The sequence below is a fragment of the Micromonospora sp. H61 genome (assembly GCF_018070325.1).
Taxonomy (GTDB): Bacteria; Actinomycetota; Actinomycetes; order Mycobacteriales; family Micromonosporaceae; genus Micromonospora; species Micromonospora salmantinae.
Genome location: NZ_JAGPXY010000061.1, coordinates 26,465 through 41,627, shown reverse-complemented (window position 1 = coordinate 41,627; position 15,163 = coordinate 26,465). Strand labels below are relative to the sequence as shown.

The window sequence follows — 15,163 nt, the reverse complement described above, 5'->3', positions numbered from 1 at the left end:
CTTGCACAAGGCACACCCGCACTCCGAGCGGCCGGATCGGCAATGAGCCACCCAAGCGATCACCGACGCCGAACCTAGCGGCAACCAGCCGAACCGATCACCACCGACATAGAAGCGTCTTGCACTTTCTGTCGCGACAAAAGGTGCCGAGGCCCACAAATCAGCAACACAAAGTGCAAGATCGCGGGGAGCGGGGAGCGGGGGCGGGTGCGGGGGGCGGTTAGGGGGTTTGCTCGGCGTTGCGGGCTATGTTGCGGGCCATCCCGCCGAAGACCACCGCGTGGAACGGGGCCACCGACTTCCAGTACGCGTGCCCCGGCAGGCCGCGCGGCAGGAAGACGGCGCGTTGCTGGTAGCGGCTGCGACCGTCGTCGGCCGGCACCACCCGCATCTCCAGCCAGGCCCGGCCGGGCAGCCGCATCTCGGCGCGCAGTCGCAGCAGCTCGCCCGGGACGATCTCCTCGACCCGCCAGAAGTCCAGCGCCTCGCCGACCTGGAGGCGGTGCGGATCGCGTCGACCCCGGCGCAGCCCGACCCCGCCGATCAGCCGGTCCAGCCAGCCCCGGATCGACCAGGCGAGGGGAAACGAGTACCAGCCGTGTTCGCCGCCGACGCCCTCGACGACCCGCCAGAGCGCCGCTGGTGTTGCGTCCACCGCCCGTTCCCGGACGTCGGTGTAGGCGGTGCCACCGGACCACACCGGGTCGGTGGGCAGTGGCTCGGCGGGCGCGTCCGGGCCGCTCGCGGTGGACCAGCGGGTTTCCACCTGGGCGTCGCGCACCTTAACCAGCGCCAGCGCCACCGCGTCGTCGAAGCCGGTCAGCCCGCCGGGCGGGTCCGGGACGTAGCGGGCGATGTCGTGTTCGTCCGCGACCGCCTCCTGGATCAGGCTCTCCACCAGCGGGCGGGCGATCTTGTTCGGCACCGGGGTGATCAGACCGACCCAGTGCGAGGAGAGCGACGGGGTGAGCACCCGGACCGGCACGATGATCCGCCGGCGCAGCCCGGCCACCCGGGCGTAGCGCTGCATCATCTCGCGGAAGGTGAGCACGTCCGGCCCGCCGATGTCGAAGCCCCGGTTGACCTCCTTTGGCAGGGCGGTGCAGCCGACCAGGTACCTCAGCACGTCGCGGACCGCGATCGGTTGGATCCGGTTGCGCACCCAGCGTGGCGTGATCATGGCCGGTAGCCGCTCGGTCAGGTACCGCAGCATCTCGAACGACGCCGAGCCGGACCCGATGATCACCGCGGCGCGCAGCACCGCCGTGGGCACCCCGCTGCCCAGCAGGATCCGGCCCACCTCGGCACGGGACCGCAGGTGCGGCGAGGGGACCGCGTCGGTCGCCGGCAACGGACCGCCCAGGTAGACGATTCGACGTACGCCGGCCGCGCGCGCCGCCGCCGCGAAGTTGGTCGCGGCCGTTCGGTCGACCGCCTCGAAGTCGGACCGGCCCAACGAGTGCACCAGGAAGTAAGCGACGTCCACGTCCGCGAACGCGGCGGCCAGCGTCTCCGGTCGACTGAGGTCTCCTTCCACGATTTCGGCCGCCGAGGCCCAGGGCACGTCGCGCAGCCGCACCGCCTTGCGGGCGAGGCAGCGCACTGTGTGCCCGTCGGCGAGCAGCAGCGGCGTCAGCCGCCCGCCGATGTAGCCGGTCGCTCCGGTGACGAGGCATCTCACAGGTCCCAGTCTGCGGCCCCCTAGACTCGTTCGCTGTGGAGACCGAGACGAGCACCTTCTGGGGGCCGGATTTCGCGCAGCTCAGGGCCACCGACCCGGAGATCGCCGGGGTGGTCCTCGGCGAGCTGGACCGGTTGCGGGGTGGCCTGCAGCTCATCGCCAGCGAGAACCTGACCTCGCCGGCGGTGCTGGCCGCGCTCGGTTCGACGCTGACCAACAAGTACGCCGAGGGTTACCCGGGTCGGCGCTACTACGGCGGCTGCGCCGAGGTGGACCGGGCCGAGGAGATCGGCATCGCCCGGGCCAAGGAGCTGTTCGGGGCCGAGCACGCCAACCTCCAGCCGCACTCCGGGGCGAGCGCCAACCTGGCCGCGTACGCCGCGTTGGTGCAGCCGGGGGACACGGTGCTGGCGATGGACCTGCCGCACGGCGGGCACCTCACCCACGGCAGTCGGGTGAACTTCTCCGGCAAGTGGTTCCACCCGGTCGGCTACCCGGTCCGGCCGGACACCGAGCAGATCGACTACGACGAGGTACGGGACCTGGCGCGGGCGCACCGACCCAAGCTGATCATCTGTGGGGCCACCGCGTACCCGCGCCTGATCGACTTCGCGCGGTTCCGGGAGATCGCCGACGAGGTCGGCGCGTACCTGATGGTGGACGCGGCGCACTTCATCGGCCTGGTCGCCGGCCGGGCGATCCCGTCTCCGGTGCCGTACGCCGATGTCGTCTGCGCCACCACCCACAAGGTGCTGCGCGGGCCGCGCGGCGGCATGATCCTGTGCCGCGAGTCGCTGGCCCAGCGGATCGACAAGGCGGTCTTCCCGTTCACCCAGGGCGGCCCGCTGATGCACGCGGTAGCGGCCAAGGCGGTCGCGCTGCGCGAGGCCGCCCAGCCGGAGTTCCAGACGTACGCCCGGCAGGTGGTCAGCAACGCCCAGGCGCTCGCCGCCGGGCTGGCCGACGAGGGGATGCGCCCGGTGTCCGGTGGCACCGACACCCACCTCGCCCTGATCGACCTGCGGGAGCTGGGGGTGACCGGCGCCGAGGCCGAGCGCCGCTGCGACGCCGCGTCGATCACCCTGAACAAGAACGCCATCCCGTACGACCCGCAGCCGCCGATGGTGGCCTCCGGCATCCGGGTGGGCACGCCGAGCGTCACCACGCAGGGGATGCGCGAGGGGGAGCTGCGCCAGGTGGCGACGCTGATCGCCCGTGCGGTGCGCACCGATCCCGCTGTTCCGGGCGGAGCCGACGAGTTGACCCGGCTCGGTGCCGAGGTGTCCGAGCTGGTCGCGGCGTTCCCGGCGTACCCCCGTGGCTGAGCCCGGGGTGGTCGGGCCGGACACCGACCGGCGGTGGCGGCTGCGGCACCTGCCGGTGCTGTTGGGCGCGTCGGCGGCGCTCGCGGCGGTCGCCGCCGTGGTGGGCGGGGTGACCGGCGGCGTGACGGCAGCGCTCGGCGCGGCGGCCGGCGTGGGCGTCACGGTGCTCAGCTACACCCTCACCACTGTGGTGCTGGCCCGGGCCGACCAGATCAACCCGCAGTTGCTGCTGCCGCTCGGCCTGGGGCTGTACGTGCTGAAGTTCAGCCTGCTGGGTGTGGTGATGGTGGCGGTGGCGTCGACCGGTTGGCCCGGGTTGATCCCTCTCTGCCTCGGCATCGTCGCCGGGGTGGCAGTGTGGACTGCGGTGCACATCTGGTGGCTGACCACGGTGCACGCTCGTCGGGCGCAGAGTTGACCTGACGGTCGTCCCACCTTTCGGACGCGCGGCAATGTGTCGGCCTCCGGTCATTTTCCGACGGGCGGAAGGGGAGTAGCGTGCCCACAGACGACGGCGCCCACGAGAAGCCCACACAACCACGGTTGTGCGGGGGGTGAGGCACAGCCTCGTCTTCCCGGCTGATATCGTTCGCCCCGTCATGGCTGGTGACCAAACCCCCCGTCCCGCCGGTGAACCGGACGATTATCCGTCCGGTGCCGGTCAGGGTTGGACCGCGCTCAGCTACCTCATCGGAGGCATGCTCGTGTGGGGTTTCATCGGTTGGGTTGTTGACCAGTGGCTCGACACCGGCGGCGTCGCCACCGGGATCGGCGTCGTGCTCGGTATGGCTGGGGGCATCATCCTGGTCATCCGCCGACTCGGCACGCCTACTTAGGAAGGGACGCGGTGTTCGGACAGGCGAACGTTCTGGCAGCGGGCCAGGCGGGATTCCCACCCAGTGTGGACGACTTCTACCTGCCCAGCATCCTGCCCTGGGGTGCGGAGAACTCGTACTGGTTCACCAAGATCACGGCGATGGTCTGGATCGCGGTCGGCGTCCTGATCATCTTCTTCCTGGCGAGCTACCGGAACCCGCAGTTGGTGCCGACCAAGAAGCAGTGGTTCGCCGAGTCGATCTACGGCTTCGTGCGTAACAACATCGCGGTCGACATGATCGGGCACGCGGGTGTGCGGTTCGCTCCCTACTTCACGACGCTGTTCTGCTTCGTGTTGCTGACGAACGCATTCGCGATCATCCCGCTCTTCCAGATCTCGCCGAACTCGCACATCGCCTTCCCGGCGATTCTCGCGATCATCAGCTACGTGCTGTTCAACTACATCGGCATCAAGAAGCACGGCTTCGTCAAGTACTTCAAGAACTCGCTGATCCCGCCGGCACCCTGGTACATCCTGCCGCTGCTGATCCCGATCGAGCTCTTCTCGACCTTCATCGTCCGGCCGTTCTCGCTCGCGGTGCGTCTCTTCGCGAACATGTTCGCCGGCCACATGCTCCTGCTGGTCTTCACGCTCGGCGGCTTCGCGATGCTGAGCGCCAACGCCTGGCTGGCCCCGGTCTCGGTGCTCTCCTGGGTGATGACCATCGCGCTCACCTTCCTCGAGTTCCTGGTGATCTGCCTGCAGGCATACGTCTTCACCGTCCTCACCGCCAGCTACGTGCAGGGCGCGCTCGCCGAAGAGCACTGATCCACCCGCACCATCCGTTGTCGTCCCGCGTGAGAGTCACGTGTGATAACCAGGAGGAACCACACCAATGGACGCTAGCGTTCTCGCCGAGGTCACCGGTAGCACCGCTGCCATCGGCTACGGTCTCGCCGCCATCGGCCCGGGCATCGGCGTTGGCCTGGTCTTCGCTGCCTACATCCAGTCGACCGCCCGCCAGCCGGAGTCGTCCCGGATGACCCTGCCGTACGTCTGGATCGGCTTCGCCGTCATCGAGGCGCTCGCGCTGCTGGGCATCGCGTTCGGCTTCATCTGGGCCGGCTCCGCCGCCTGATCCAGCCCTTTCGACCGGGAGGTCTTCCATGTACTTCCTCGCCGCCGAGGGTGGTGAGTCCGCCCACAACCCGATCATCCCGCTCTGGCAGGAGATCGTGGTCGGTTCGGTGGCCTTCGCCGTGCTCTGCTTCGTGCTGATGAAGTTCGTCTTCCCGCGCATGGAGCAGACGTTCCAGGCTCGGGTCGACGCGATCGAGGGCGGCATCAAGCGCGCCGAGGCTGCTCAGGCCGAGGCGAACCAGCTGCTCGAGCAGTACCGTGCCCAGCTCGCTGAGGCCCGGACCGACGCCGCCAAGATCCGTGACGACGCGCGGGCCGACGCCGAGGGCATCCGGCAGGACATCCTCGCCAAGGCGCGAGAAGAGTCCGACCGGGTCATCCAGGCGGGCAAGGACGCGCTCGCCGCCGAGCGGGCCACCATCGTGCGCGAGCTGCGCGCGGAGGTCGGCACCATCGCGGTGGACCTGGCCAGCAAGATCGTTGGCGAGTCGCTGGCCGACGAGGCGCGGCGTAAGGGCACCGTCGACCGGTTCCTGAGCGGCCTCGAGAGCACGGGGGCCCGCTGATGCAGGCCGCCAGCCGGGAGTCGTACAAGGTCGCGGCCGAGCGCCTCGACGCGTACGTCCGCGGCGCGGAGCCGTCAGCGGTGGCCTCCACCGCCGACGCCATCCTCTCCGTGGCGACCCTGCTGCGGCGTGAGCCGCGGCTGCGCCGGGCGCTCTCCGAGCCGTCCCGGTCCGGCGAGGATCGCGGCGCTCTGCTCGGCGACATGCTCGGCGGGCGGATCGGCGCCGACGCGCTCGACCTGCTCGTGTCGCTGGTCGCCGGCCGATGGTCGGCACCGTCGGAGCTGCTCGACGGCGCCGAGCGGCTGGGCGTGGAGGCGCTGCTGGCCAGCGCCGACAAGGCCGGCGAGCTGGGCGAGGTCGAGGACGAGCTGTTCCGCTTCGGTCAGGTAGTGGCCGGTCAGTCGGCGCTGAGCAACACGCTCGCCGACCCGGTCGCCCCGGTCGAGCAGCGGGCCACCCTGGCTCGCGAACTGCTCGCCGACAAGGCCCGTCCGGTCACCGTCCGCCTCGTCGAGGTCGCACTCGGCGGGTACGGCGGGCGCTCCTTCACCGGCGCGCTCACCCGGCTGGTGGAACTCGCCGCCGAGCGACGCGACCGGCAGGTGGCGTACGTGACCGTCGCGGCCCCGTTGAGTGACGAGGACGAGCGCCGGCTGGGTGCGAGCCTCAGCGCGATATACGGTCGAGAGGTCTCCGTCAAGCAGACGGTGGACCCCCACGTCCTGGGTGGCGTGAGCGTGCGGGTCGGCTCCGACCTGTACGACGGCACCATTTTGCGCCGCCTCAACGAGACCCGCAACGCGCTCGCGAAGCGCTGAGCGGCTCCGCCGCCCAGCAATGCGGTGGCTTCGCCGCCCCGGCGCTGAGCGGCTCCGCCGCCCAGCATCGGGGTGACTGGATCGCTCAGTGCCCGGAATGACAGACGCCATTCGGACCGGTCGGTACTAGGTATCCCGGGCCCCTGAATTTTAAGGAAGCAGAGGATGGCCGAGCTGACCATCTCGACGGAGGAGATCCGCGGCGCCCTGGAGCGCTACGTCTCTTCCTACTCGTCCGACGTCTCCCGCGAGGAGGTCGGCACCGTCGCCGACACCGGCGACGGTATCGCCCACGTCGAGGGCCTGCCCTCGACCATGACCAACGAGCTCCTGGAGTTCGAGGACGGCACGCTCGGCGTGGCGTTGAACCTCGACGTCCGGGAGATCGGCGTCGTCGTTCTCGGTGACTCCGCCAAGCTGGAGGAAGGGCAGCGCGTCAAGCGCACCGAGCGGGTTCTCTCCGTTCCGGTCGGCGACGCCTTCCTCGGCCGCGTGGTCAACGCGCTCGGTGAGCCGATCGACGCGCTCGGCGACATCGCCAACGAGGGCTTCCGCGAGCTGGAGCTGCAGGCTCCGAACGTGATGTCCCGGCAGTCCGTCGACGAGCCGCTGCAGACCGGCATCAAGGCCATCGACGCGATGACCCCGATCGGTCGGGGCCAGCGGCAGCTGATCATCGGTGACCGGAAGACCGGTAAGACCACTGTCGCCCTGGACGCCATCCTCAACCAGCGGGACAACTGGCGCACCGGCGACCCGAAGAAGCAGGTTCGCTGCATCTACGTCGCCATCGGCCAGAAGGCCTCCACGATCGCCTCCATCAAGGGGCAGCTCGAGGAGGCGGGCGCGATGGAGTACACCACCATCGTCGCCTCCCCGGCCTCCGACCCGGCCGGCTTCAAGTACCTCGCCCCGTACACCGGCTCGTCCATCGGGCAGCACTGGATGTACGGCGGCAAGCACGTCCTGATCGTCTTCGACGACCTGAGCAAGCAGGCCGAGGCGTACCGCGCCGTGTCGCTGCTGCTGCGTCGCCCGCCGGGCCGTGAGGCGTACCCGGGTGACGTCTTCTACCTGCACTCCCGCCTGCTGGAGCGCTGCGCGAAGCTCTCCGACGAGCTGGGTGGCGGCTCGATGACCGGTCTGCCGATCATCGAGACGAAGGCCAACGACATCTCGGCCTTCATCCCGACCAACGTCATCTCGATCACCGACGGCCAGATCTTCCTGGAGACCGACCTGTTCAACCAGGGCGTTCGTCCGGCGATCAACGTCGGTACCTCGGTCTCCCGAGTCGGTGGCGCCGCGCAGGTGAAGCCGATGAAGAAGGTCGCCGGTTCGCTGCGGCTCAACCTGGCCCAGTACCGCGAGCTGGAGGCGTTCGCCGCCTTCGCCTCCGACCTGGACCGGGCCTCCCGGGCCCAGCTGGACCGCGGTTCGCGCCTGGTCGAGCTGCTCAAGCAGCCGAACTACTCGCCGTTCCCGGTGCAGGAGCAGGTCGTCTCGGTCTGGGCCGGCACCGAGGGCAAGCTGGACGACATCCCGGTGGGCGAGGTTCGGCGCTTCGAGGCCGAGTTCCTCCAGTACCTGCGGCACAAGCACCAGGGTGTGCTGGCCGGCATCGCCGACAACCAGTGGAACGATGACATCATCGGCTCGCTGGACAGCGCGATCGCCGAGTTCAAGCAGGTCTTCCTCGGCAAGGAGGACGAGCGCAAGGTCAACGACGCGCCGGCCGCGCCGCTTGAGGGCGACGAGAACCGCGAGACGGTGACCCGCTTCCGCGACGGCGCGACCGACCGCCCGGCCGAGAGCTGATCCCATGGCGGCCCAGGTACGCGTTCTTCGTCAACGGATCCGCTCGGCGAAGTCGATGAAGAAGATCACCAAGGCGATGGAGCTCGTGGCGACGAGCCGGATCGCCAAGGCTCAGGCCCGGGTGCAGGCGTCCCTGCCGTACGCCCAGGCCATCACCGGTGTGCTCACGGCGCTGGCGTCCAACGCGCGGATCGACCACCCGCTGCTCACCCCGCGTGAGCGGGTGCGGCGGGCCGGCGTCCTGTTGGTCACCAGCGACCGTGGCCTGGCCGGCGGCTACAGCTCCAACGCGATCAGGATGGCGGAGTCGCTGATCGCGCGGCTCAAGGCGGACGGCAAGGAGCCGGTGCTCTACGTCATCGGGCGTAAGGGCGTCGGGTTCTACCGGTTCCGCGAGCGGCCGATCGAGGCGAACTGGACCGGCTTCAGCGAGCAGCCGTCGTTCGAGGACGCCCGTACCGTTGGTGAGACGCTGATCAAGGCGTTCACTGCCGGTGCGGACGACGTCGACGGCGGCGCCGGAGCGGACGGGGTGCTCGGGGTCGACGAGTTGCACATCGTCTACACCGAGTTCCACTCGCTCATGACGCAGAACCCGGTGACCAAGGTCATCGGTCCGATGCAGGTGGAGGACCGGCCGCGCTCCGAGGGGTTGCTGCCGGCGTACGAGTTCGAGCCGGAGGCGGAGGCGCTGCTCGACGCGCTCCTGCCGAGGTACATCAACACGCGGATCTACGCGGCGTTGATCGAGTCGGCGGCGAGTGAGTCGGCGGCACGGCGGCGGGCGATGAAGAGCGCCACCGACAACGCCGAAGAGATGATCGAGAAGTACACGCGCGAGATGAACTCGGCTCGCCAGGCCGGGATCACCCAGGAGATCAGCGAGATCGTCGGCGGCGCCAACGCGCTGGCCGCGTCGGGAAGTGAAGTGTGATGACTGCACCAGTAGAGACCAAGACGGCCACGGGTCGCGTGGTCCGGGTCATCGGCCCGGTCGTCGACGCCGAGTTCCCGCGCGACGCCATGCCGCCCCTGTTCAACGCCTTGAACGTGAAGGTGAACCTGTCCGGCGGTGAGAAGACGCTGACCCTGGAGGTTGCCCAGCACCTGGGTGACAACCTGGTCCGTGCCATCTCGATGCAGCCGACCGACGGCCTGGTCCGTGGCGCCGAGGTGCGCGACCGCGGCGAGCCGATCACGGTGCCGGTGGGCGACGCGGTCAAGGGCAAGGTGTTCAACGCGATCGGCGAGGTGCTCAACCTCAAAGAGGGCGAGACGTTCGAGGCCGACGACCGGTGGGGCATCCACCGCAAGGCCCCGGCCTTCGCGGACCTCGAGCCGAAGACCGAGATGCTGGAGACCGGCATCAAGGTCATCGACCTGCTCGCCCCGTACGTCAAGGGCGGCAAGATCGGCCTGTTCGGCGGCGCGGGCGTGGGCAAGACGGTGCTCATCCAGGAGATGATCACCCGGGTCGCCCGCAACTTCGGTGGCACCTCGGTGTTCGCCGGCGTGGGTGAGCGCACCCGTGAGGGCAACGACCTCATCGCCGAGATGACCGAGTCCGGCGTCATCGACAAGACCGCGCTGGTCTACGGCCAGATGGACGAGCCGCCGGGCACCCGGCTGCGGGTGGCGCTCTCCGCGCTGACCATGGCCGAGTACTTCCGGGACGTGAAGAAGCAGGAGGTGCTGCTCTTCATCGACAACATCTTCCGCTTCACGCAGGCCGGTTCGGAGGTGTCCACCCTGCTCGGCCGTATGCCGAGCGCCGTGGGTTACCAGCCGACCCTGGCCGACGAGATGGGCGAGCTCCAGGAGCGGATCACCTCCGTCCGGGGCCAGGCCATCACCTCCATGCAGGCGATCTACGTGCCGGCGGACGACTACACCGACCCCGCCCCGGCCACCACGTTCGCCCACCTGGACGCGACCACCAACCTGGAGCGGTCGATCTCCGACAAGGGCATCTACCCGGCCGTGGACCCGCTGGCGTCCTCGTCCCGGATCCTCGCCCCGGAGTTCGTCGGCGCCGAGCACTTCCAGGTAGCCACCGAGGTGAAGCGGATCCTGCAGCGCTACCGCGACCTGCAGGACATCATCGCCATCCTCGGTATCGAGGAGCTCTCCGAGGAAGACAAGATCACCGTGGCTCGCGCCCGGCGGATCGAGCGCTTCCTCTCGCAGAACACCTACGCGGCGGAGCAGTTCACCGGCGTGCCGGGCTCGACGGTCCCGATCAAGGAGACCATCGAGGCGTTCCGCAAGATCAGCGAGGGTGAGTACGACCACTTCCCCGAGCAGGCGTTCTTCATGTGCGGCGGTCTCGAGGACCTGGAGCGCAAGGCTGAGGAGCTGATGAAGAGCTGACCCAGCTCTCATCCGATTCGTAGCAAAAAGACTGCCCCGGCAATGCCGGGGCAGTCTTTTGTTCATGTTCGCGTCTTACCATCGTCGCGGTCCGTTACTCGTGGTCGTCACTTCCGCGGCTCCCGAGCTACGGTTCGTTCCGCGCTCACCTGAACGAGCGTTGATCTCTGCAACCTTTCGACGACGTGCGCCCGTCTTCCTCGTCGTGGGCGTAACGAACGGAGCTGCTCGTGGGTAAGGCCGGCAAGAGTGGCCGCAAGCCGTCCATCTGGCGAGGTGTGCCGCGATGGGCCAGGATCTGCACGGTGTTCGGCACCGTGCTGACCGTGCTCAGCGGCGCCGTGCTGGTCGGCACCGAGGTGCTCATGGCCCGCTACGAGGGGTCCGTCGGCAAGGCCGACCTCTTCGGCGACCAGGCGGCGGGCGCCCAGGCGAAGAAGAGCGACATCAAGGGTCCGCTGAACATCCTGCTCGTCGGCATCGACCCGCGTACGCCGACGGCCGCGCCGCTGGCCGACTCGATCATGGTGTTGCACGTGCCGGCCTCGATGGACCGGGCCTACCTGTTCTCGCTGCCTCGTGACCTCTACGTGCGGATCCCGGCGTTCAAGAAGGCCGACTTCCCGGGTGAGACCACGAAGATCAACGCCGCGATGTCCTTCGGCAGCAAGGTGCCGGGGGCCAACCCCGACGCGGCGCGGGGCTTCGAGTTGCTGGCCGCCACAGTGCAGAACGTCACGGGCATCAAGCGCTTCGACGCCGGCGCGATCATCAACTTCACCGGTTTCCAGAAGATCGTCGACGCCATGGGCGGCGTCGACATGTACATCGAGCGCGACGTGAAGTCCGAGCACAAGCAGCCGGACGGCAAGCCGCGGCCGGGCAACACCCGTGGTGAGGGCTACGTCGGCCCGCAGGCGATCTACAAGAAGGGCAACCGGCACCTGAGTGGGTGGCAGGCGCTGGACTACGTCCGGCAGCGCTACCCGAAGAACGGCGTTCCGGATTCCGACTACGGTCGGCAGCGCCACCAGCAGCAGTTCGTCAAGGCCATGGTGGGCCAGGCGTTCAGCGCCGACGTGGTGTCCAACCCGATCAAGCTGGACAAGGTGCTCCGCGCCGCCGGCCAGTCGTTGATCTTCAGCGGTCGAGGCAACAGCGTTGTCGACTTCGGGCTAGCCCTGAAGGACATCCGCCCGAACACCATCGAGATGATCAAGCTGCCCGGCGGCGGGGTCTTCGAGGGCAGTAAGTACCTGGGCGAGCAGTTCCAGGAGGGTGTTCCGGACTTCTTCACCGCTCTGCACAACGAGCAACTCGACCCGTTCCTGCTGGAGCACCCGGAATTCGTCAACAAGGCCAAGTAGTCAGGTCGGCGTTGTCCCCACCCGCGTTGGGCGCGCCGCGTCGTCAGGCTAGACTTTCGGCAATCCGTAGCCGCAGCAAGGAGACAGCGTGGCACAGCAGCTTCACGTCGAGCTCGTCGCCGTCGAGGAGAAGGTCTGGTCCGGTGACGCCGAGATGGTCGTCGCCCGGACGACCGAAGGCGAGCTCGGTGTCCTGCCGGGGCACGCGCCGCTGCTCGGCCAACTCGCCGAGCCCGGCCAGGTACGCATCAAGCTCGCCGGCGGCGAGCAGGTCGCCTACGAGGTGGCCGGCGGCTTCCTCTCGGTGAGCGCCGACGGGGTCACCGTGCTGGCCGAGAGCGCAACCCCGGTCTCCGCGCAGAGCCGCTGAGCCACACCGGGGATGGAGATCGTCGAAGGATTCGGAATCGGCGTTGTCGTCATCCTCGGCGCGCTTCTGATCCTCTTCGTCCGGCGAGCTCTGGTCACCCGCAGCGGTGGCATCATCCGGCTCAGCGTCCGGGTCTCCACCATGCTCGACGGCCGCGGCTGGTCGCCCGGCTTCGGCCGGTTCGCGGGTGACGAGCTGCGCTGGTACCGGATGTTCAGCTTCGCGATCCGGCCCAAGCGGGTTCTCTCCCGCAAGGGGCTGGCTGTGGAGCGCCGCCGGTTGCCCGAAGGTCAGGAACGCTTCTCCATGCCGGCCGACTGGGTGATCCTCCGCTGTACCAGTGACCACGCACCGGTGGAGATCGCCATGGCGCGATCGACAGTGACTGGTTTTCTCTCCTGGCTCGAGGCCGCCCCTCCGGGGGCGGTCTCGCCGCGTATGGCCTCCCAGGACTGGCCGGCTGCCTGATCGGCTCTTCTGTAGTTGCTCTTCTGGGTTTCCGGGGGAGCCCGCCCGGCTCCGGGCGGTCAGGCTTGATCCCTGCGCCGGGCGGGCTCCCCCGGAAACCCTTCGTTGGGCACTGTCCGCCGGCTCGGCGCGGGCTTTGATCACCTGCCGTTACCGATGCGGCTGAGTCTCGCCTCCTCGGTGCGCGCAGCGAGCCGGCCCCGGGGAGCGCGTCGGGCTGCGCGGCGGGCGCGTTGGGCTGGTTGATCGACTCGGTTTTCTTGATGTCGGGGTGTTCTGGTGGCTGGGATGGGCCCGCTTGGCTACGCGTGGTGGCGGGCAGAGTGGGAAACCAGACCTCGACGTGGTGCGGAGCCCGACGTTCAGCGCTTGCCGCCCGGCACCCATAGCACGTCTCCTGCCGGATTTGCCGTTCTTGACAGGATAAAGAGCAGATCGGAGAGCCGGTTGAGATACTTTGCCGGGAGCGTGCTGGTTCGTTCCGGATCGTGGCTGACCAGCGCCCACGCTGCCCGTTCGGCACGCCGGGCGACGGTCCGCGCCACGTGCAGCAGCGCCGCACCCGCGGTGCCGCCGGGGAGGATGAAGGAGTCGAGCTTGCTCAGGCGTGCGTTGTACTCGTCGCACCAGCCCTCCAGGCGCTCGACGTACTCCTCGGTGACCCGCAGCGGTGGGTACTTCGGCTCCGGCTCGACCGGGGTGGACAGGTCGGCGCCGACGTCGAACAGGTCGTTCTGCACCGACCCCAGCACGCCGCGAAGCTCCTCGTCGAGGTTTCCCAGCGCGAGCGCGACGCCGATCGCCGCGTTGCACTCGTCGACATCCGCGTACGCGGCGATCCGTGGATCGGTCTTCGGCACCTGCTCGTTGTTGCTCAGCCTGGTCATGCCGGCGTCGCCGGCCTTGGTGTAGATGCGCGTGAGGTGGACGGCCATGACGCACAGCCTACGGATTCCCGACCTGACGATCCCGGCGCGGCCGGACAGCACCGCCGGCTGGCCGGTGGTGGTGGGCCCCGGCGACGCCGGCGATTCGGCGGTCAACGACGTCGACGTCATCCGGGTACGCGGTGACGCCCGACTGTCCGGCACCGTGCACGTGGTCGGTGCCAAGAACTCGGCGTTGAAGCTGATGGCCGCCGCGCTGCTCGCGCCGGGCCGCAGTGTGATCACCAACGTCCCCCGGATCACCGACATCGCGATCATGGGGGAGGTGCTGCGTCGGCTGGGCTGCGACGTCCAGTTCGACGCGGACGACCCGGTCGACCCGATGGTCGCCCGTGGCGGCGTGGCCCGGTCCCGGTCGGTGACGATCGACGTACCCGAGCAGCCGGGCGCGGAGGCCGACTACGACCTGGTCCGCCGGTTGCGTGCGTCGATCTGCGTGCTCGGCCCGTTGCTGGCCCGCCGGGGGTACGTGCGGGTGGCCCATCCCGGCGGCGACGCGATCGGCTCGCGGGGGTTGGACATGCACATCTCCGGGCTGACCCGGATGGGCGCGGAGATCTCCGGTGAGCACGGGTTCGTCATCGCCTCCGCCCCGCACGGGCTGCGCGGCGCGGACATCGTGCTGGATTTCCCCAGCGTCGGCGCGACCGAGAACCTGGTGATGGCGGCGGTGCTGGCCCAGGGCACCACGATGATTGACAACGCCGCCCGGGAGCCGGAGATCGTCGACATCTGCACGATGCTCAACCAGATGGGCGCGCGCATCGTCGGCGCGGGCACGTCGACGTTGCGCATCACCGGTGTGCCCGGTCTGCGTCCGGTGCGCCACGCCACTGTGGGGGACCGGATCGTCGCCGGCACCTGGGCGTTCGGCGCGGCGATGACCCGGGGCGACGTGACGGTGACCGGGCTGGACCCGGCCTTCCTGGAGGTCGCCCTGGACAAGGTGGTGGCCGCCGGCGGGCTGGTGGAGACCCGGGCAGACGGCTTCCGCGTACGGATGGACGAGCGGCCCCGGGCGGTGGACGTGGTGACGCTGCCGTACCCCGGCTTCGCCACCGACCTGCTGCCGATGGCGATCGGGCTGGCGGCCGTCAGTGACGGCGCCTCCCTGATCACCGAGAACATCTTCGACGGCCGGTTCATGTTCGCCAACGAGATGATGCGGCTCGGCGCGGACATCAAGACCGACGGGCACCACGCTGTGGTCCGGGGCCGGGATCGGCTCTCCGGTGCCCCGGTGCGGGCCACCGACATCCGGGCCGGAGCAGGGTTGATCATTGCCGGACTCTGCGCGGAGGGGGTCACCGAGGTCTCCCACGTGCACCACGTCGACCGGGGCTACCCGGACTTCGTCGCCGACCTGCGTGCGCTCGGGGTGGCGGTCGAGCGGGGCACCACGCCGGAGGAGCCGGCACTGGAGATCTGAGGCCCCCACGACCCCGGCCCGACCGCCACTTAGCCATCGTTCAG

The 15,163-nt window shown here is 69.2% G+C and carries 16 protein-coding genes; 14 read left to right on the top strand and 2 right to left on the bottom strand.

What is annotated here, in order from left to right; all coding sequences use genetic code 11:
• Positions 1-220 precede the first annotated feature (220 nt).
• Positions 221-1,681: an SDR family oxidoreductase gene (locus KBX08_RS25070; protein WP_210785823.1), complete on the bottom strand. Its 1,461-nt coding sequence runs from the start codon at positions 1,679-1,681 to the stop codon at positions 221-223.
• 35 nt (positions 1,682-1,716) lie between these two features.
• On the opposite strand from KBX08_RS25070, the gene glyA reads away from it, so the two are divergent.
• The 13 genes from glyA (at position 1,717) to KBX08_RS25005 (ending at position 12,743) form a co-directional block, all read left to right on the top strand.
• A complete protein-coding gene (gene glyA / locus KBX08_RS25065) occupies positions 1,717-3,006 on the top strand; it encodes a serine hydroxymethyltransferase (protein ID WP_210785822.1) in 1,290 nt (429 codons plus the stop codon).
• Positions 2,999-3,424, top strand: coding sequence for a hypothetical protein (locus tag KBX08_RS25060; RefSeq protein WP_210785821.1), 426 nt, complete (start codon positions 2,999-3,001; stop codon positions 3,422-3,424). The genes glyA and KBX08_RS25060 overlap by 8 nt, the downstream gene beginning before the upstream one ends.
• A gap of 181 nt (positions 3,425-3,605) precedes the next feature.
• Positions 3,606-3,842 (top strand): AtpZ/AtpI family protein, encoded by a 237-nt coding sequence (locus KBX08_RS25055; protein WP_210785820.1) that lies wholly within the window; start codon positions 3,606-3,608, stop codon positions 3,840-3,842.
• Between the two features lie 11 nt (positions 3,843-3,853).
• Complete coding sequence (gene atpB / locus KBX08_RS25050) at positions 3,854-4,651, top strand: F0F1 ATP synthase subunit A (RefSeq protein WP_210785819.1); 798 nt, start codon at positions 3,854-3,856, stop codon at positions 4,649-4,651.
• Positions 4,652-4,718: 67 nt separating this feature from the next.
• Entirely contained in the window at positions 4,719-4,961 is a 243-nt protein-coding gene (locus tag KBX08_RS25045; RefSeq protein ID WP_130404096.1) for a F0F1 ATP synthase subunit C, read from the top strand.
• A gap of 28 nt (positions 4,962-4,989) precedes the next feature.
• Positions 4,990-5,529, top strand: coding sequence for a F0F1 ATP synthase subunit B (locus KBX08_RS25040; RefSeq protein ID WP_130404094.1), 540 nt, complete (start codon positions 4,990-4,992; stop codon positions 5,527-5,529).
• The gene (locus KBX08_RS25035) at positions 5,529-6,350 is read left to right on the top strand and encodes a F0F1 ATP synthase subunit delta (protein WP_210785818.1); all 822 of its coding nucleotides are present in this window, start codon (positions 5,529-5,531) and stop codon (positions 6,348-6,350) included. The genes KBX08_RS25040 and KBX08_RS25035 overlap by 1 nt, the downstream gene beginning before the upstream one ends.
• A gap of 165 nt (positions 6,351-6,515) precedes the next feature.
• On the top strand, positions 6,516-8,168 hold the full coding sequence (gene atpA, locus KBX08_RS25030; RefSeq protein ID WP_210785816.1) for a F0F1 ATP synthase subunit alpha: 1,653 nt from the start codon (positions 6,516-6,518) through the stop codon (positions 8,166-8,168).
• Positions 8,169-8,172: 4 nt separating this feature from the next.
• A complete protein-coding gene (locus tag KBX08_RS25025) occupies positions 8,173-9,102 on the top strand; it encodes a F0F1 ATP synthase subunit gamma (protein ID WP_210785814.1) in 930 nt (309 codons plus the stop codon).
• Positions 9,102-10,538, top strand: coding sequence for a F0F1 ATP synthase subunit beta (gene atpD / locus KBX08_RS25020; protein ID WP_210785813.1), 1,437 nt, complete (start codon positions 9,102-9,104; stop codon positions 10,536-10,538). The genes KBX08_RS25025 and atpD overlap by 1 nt, the downstream gene beginning before the upstream one ends.
• Positions 10,539-10,762: 224 nt before the next feature.
• Positions 10,763-11,905, top strand: a complete 1,143-nt coding sequence (locus KBX08_RS25015) for an LCP family protein (protein WP_210785826.1) — start codon at positions 10,763-10,765, stop codon at positions 11,903-11,905.
• 88 nt (positions 11,906-11,993) lie between these two features.
• Positions 11,994-12,275: a F0F1 ATP synthase subunit epsilon gene (locus KBX08_RS25010; RefSeq protein ID WP_030333186.1), complete on the top strand. Its 282-nt coding sequence runs from the start codon at positions 11,994-11,996 to the stop codon at positions 12,273-12,275.
• Positions 12,276-12,287: 12 nt separating this feature from the next.
• Positions 12,288-12,743 carry a DUF2550 domain-containing protein gene (locus KBX08_RS25005; protein WP_210785812.1) on the top strand — a complete coding sequence of 152 codons (456 nt, stop codon included), beginning with the start codon at positions 12,288-12,290 and terminating at the stop codon, positions 12,741-12,743.
• Between the two features lie 362 nt (positions 12,744-13,105).
• Here the strand turns inward: KBX08_RS25005 and KBX08_RS25000 are convergent, their stop codons facing one another.
• Complete coding sequence (locus tag KBX08_RS25000) at positions 13,106-13,678, bottom strand: cob(I)yrinic acid a,c-diamide adenosyltransferase (protein WP_091405871.1); 573 nt, start codon at positions 13,676-13,678, stop codon at positions 13,106-13,108.
• Between KBX08_RS25000 and murA the strand changes: the two genes are divergently transcribed.
• Positions 13,677-15,119 carry a UDP-N-acetylglucosamine 1-carboxyvinyltransferase gene (gene murA / locus KBX08_RS24995; protein WP_210785811.1) on the top strand — a complete coding sequence of 481 codons (1,443 nt, stop codon included), beginning with the start codon at positions 13,677-13,679 and terminating at the stop codon, positions 15,117-15,119. The genes KBX08_RS25000 and murA overlap by 2 nt on opposite strands.
• Positions 15,120-15,163: the final 44 nt, after the last annotated feature.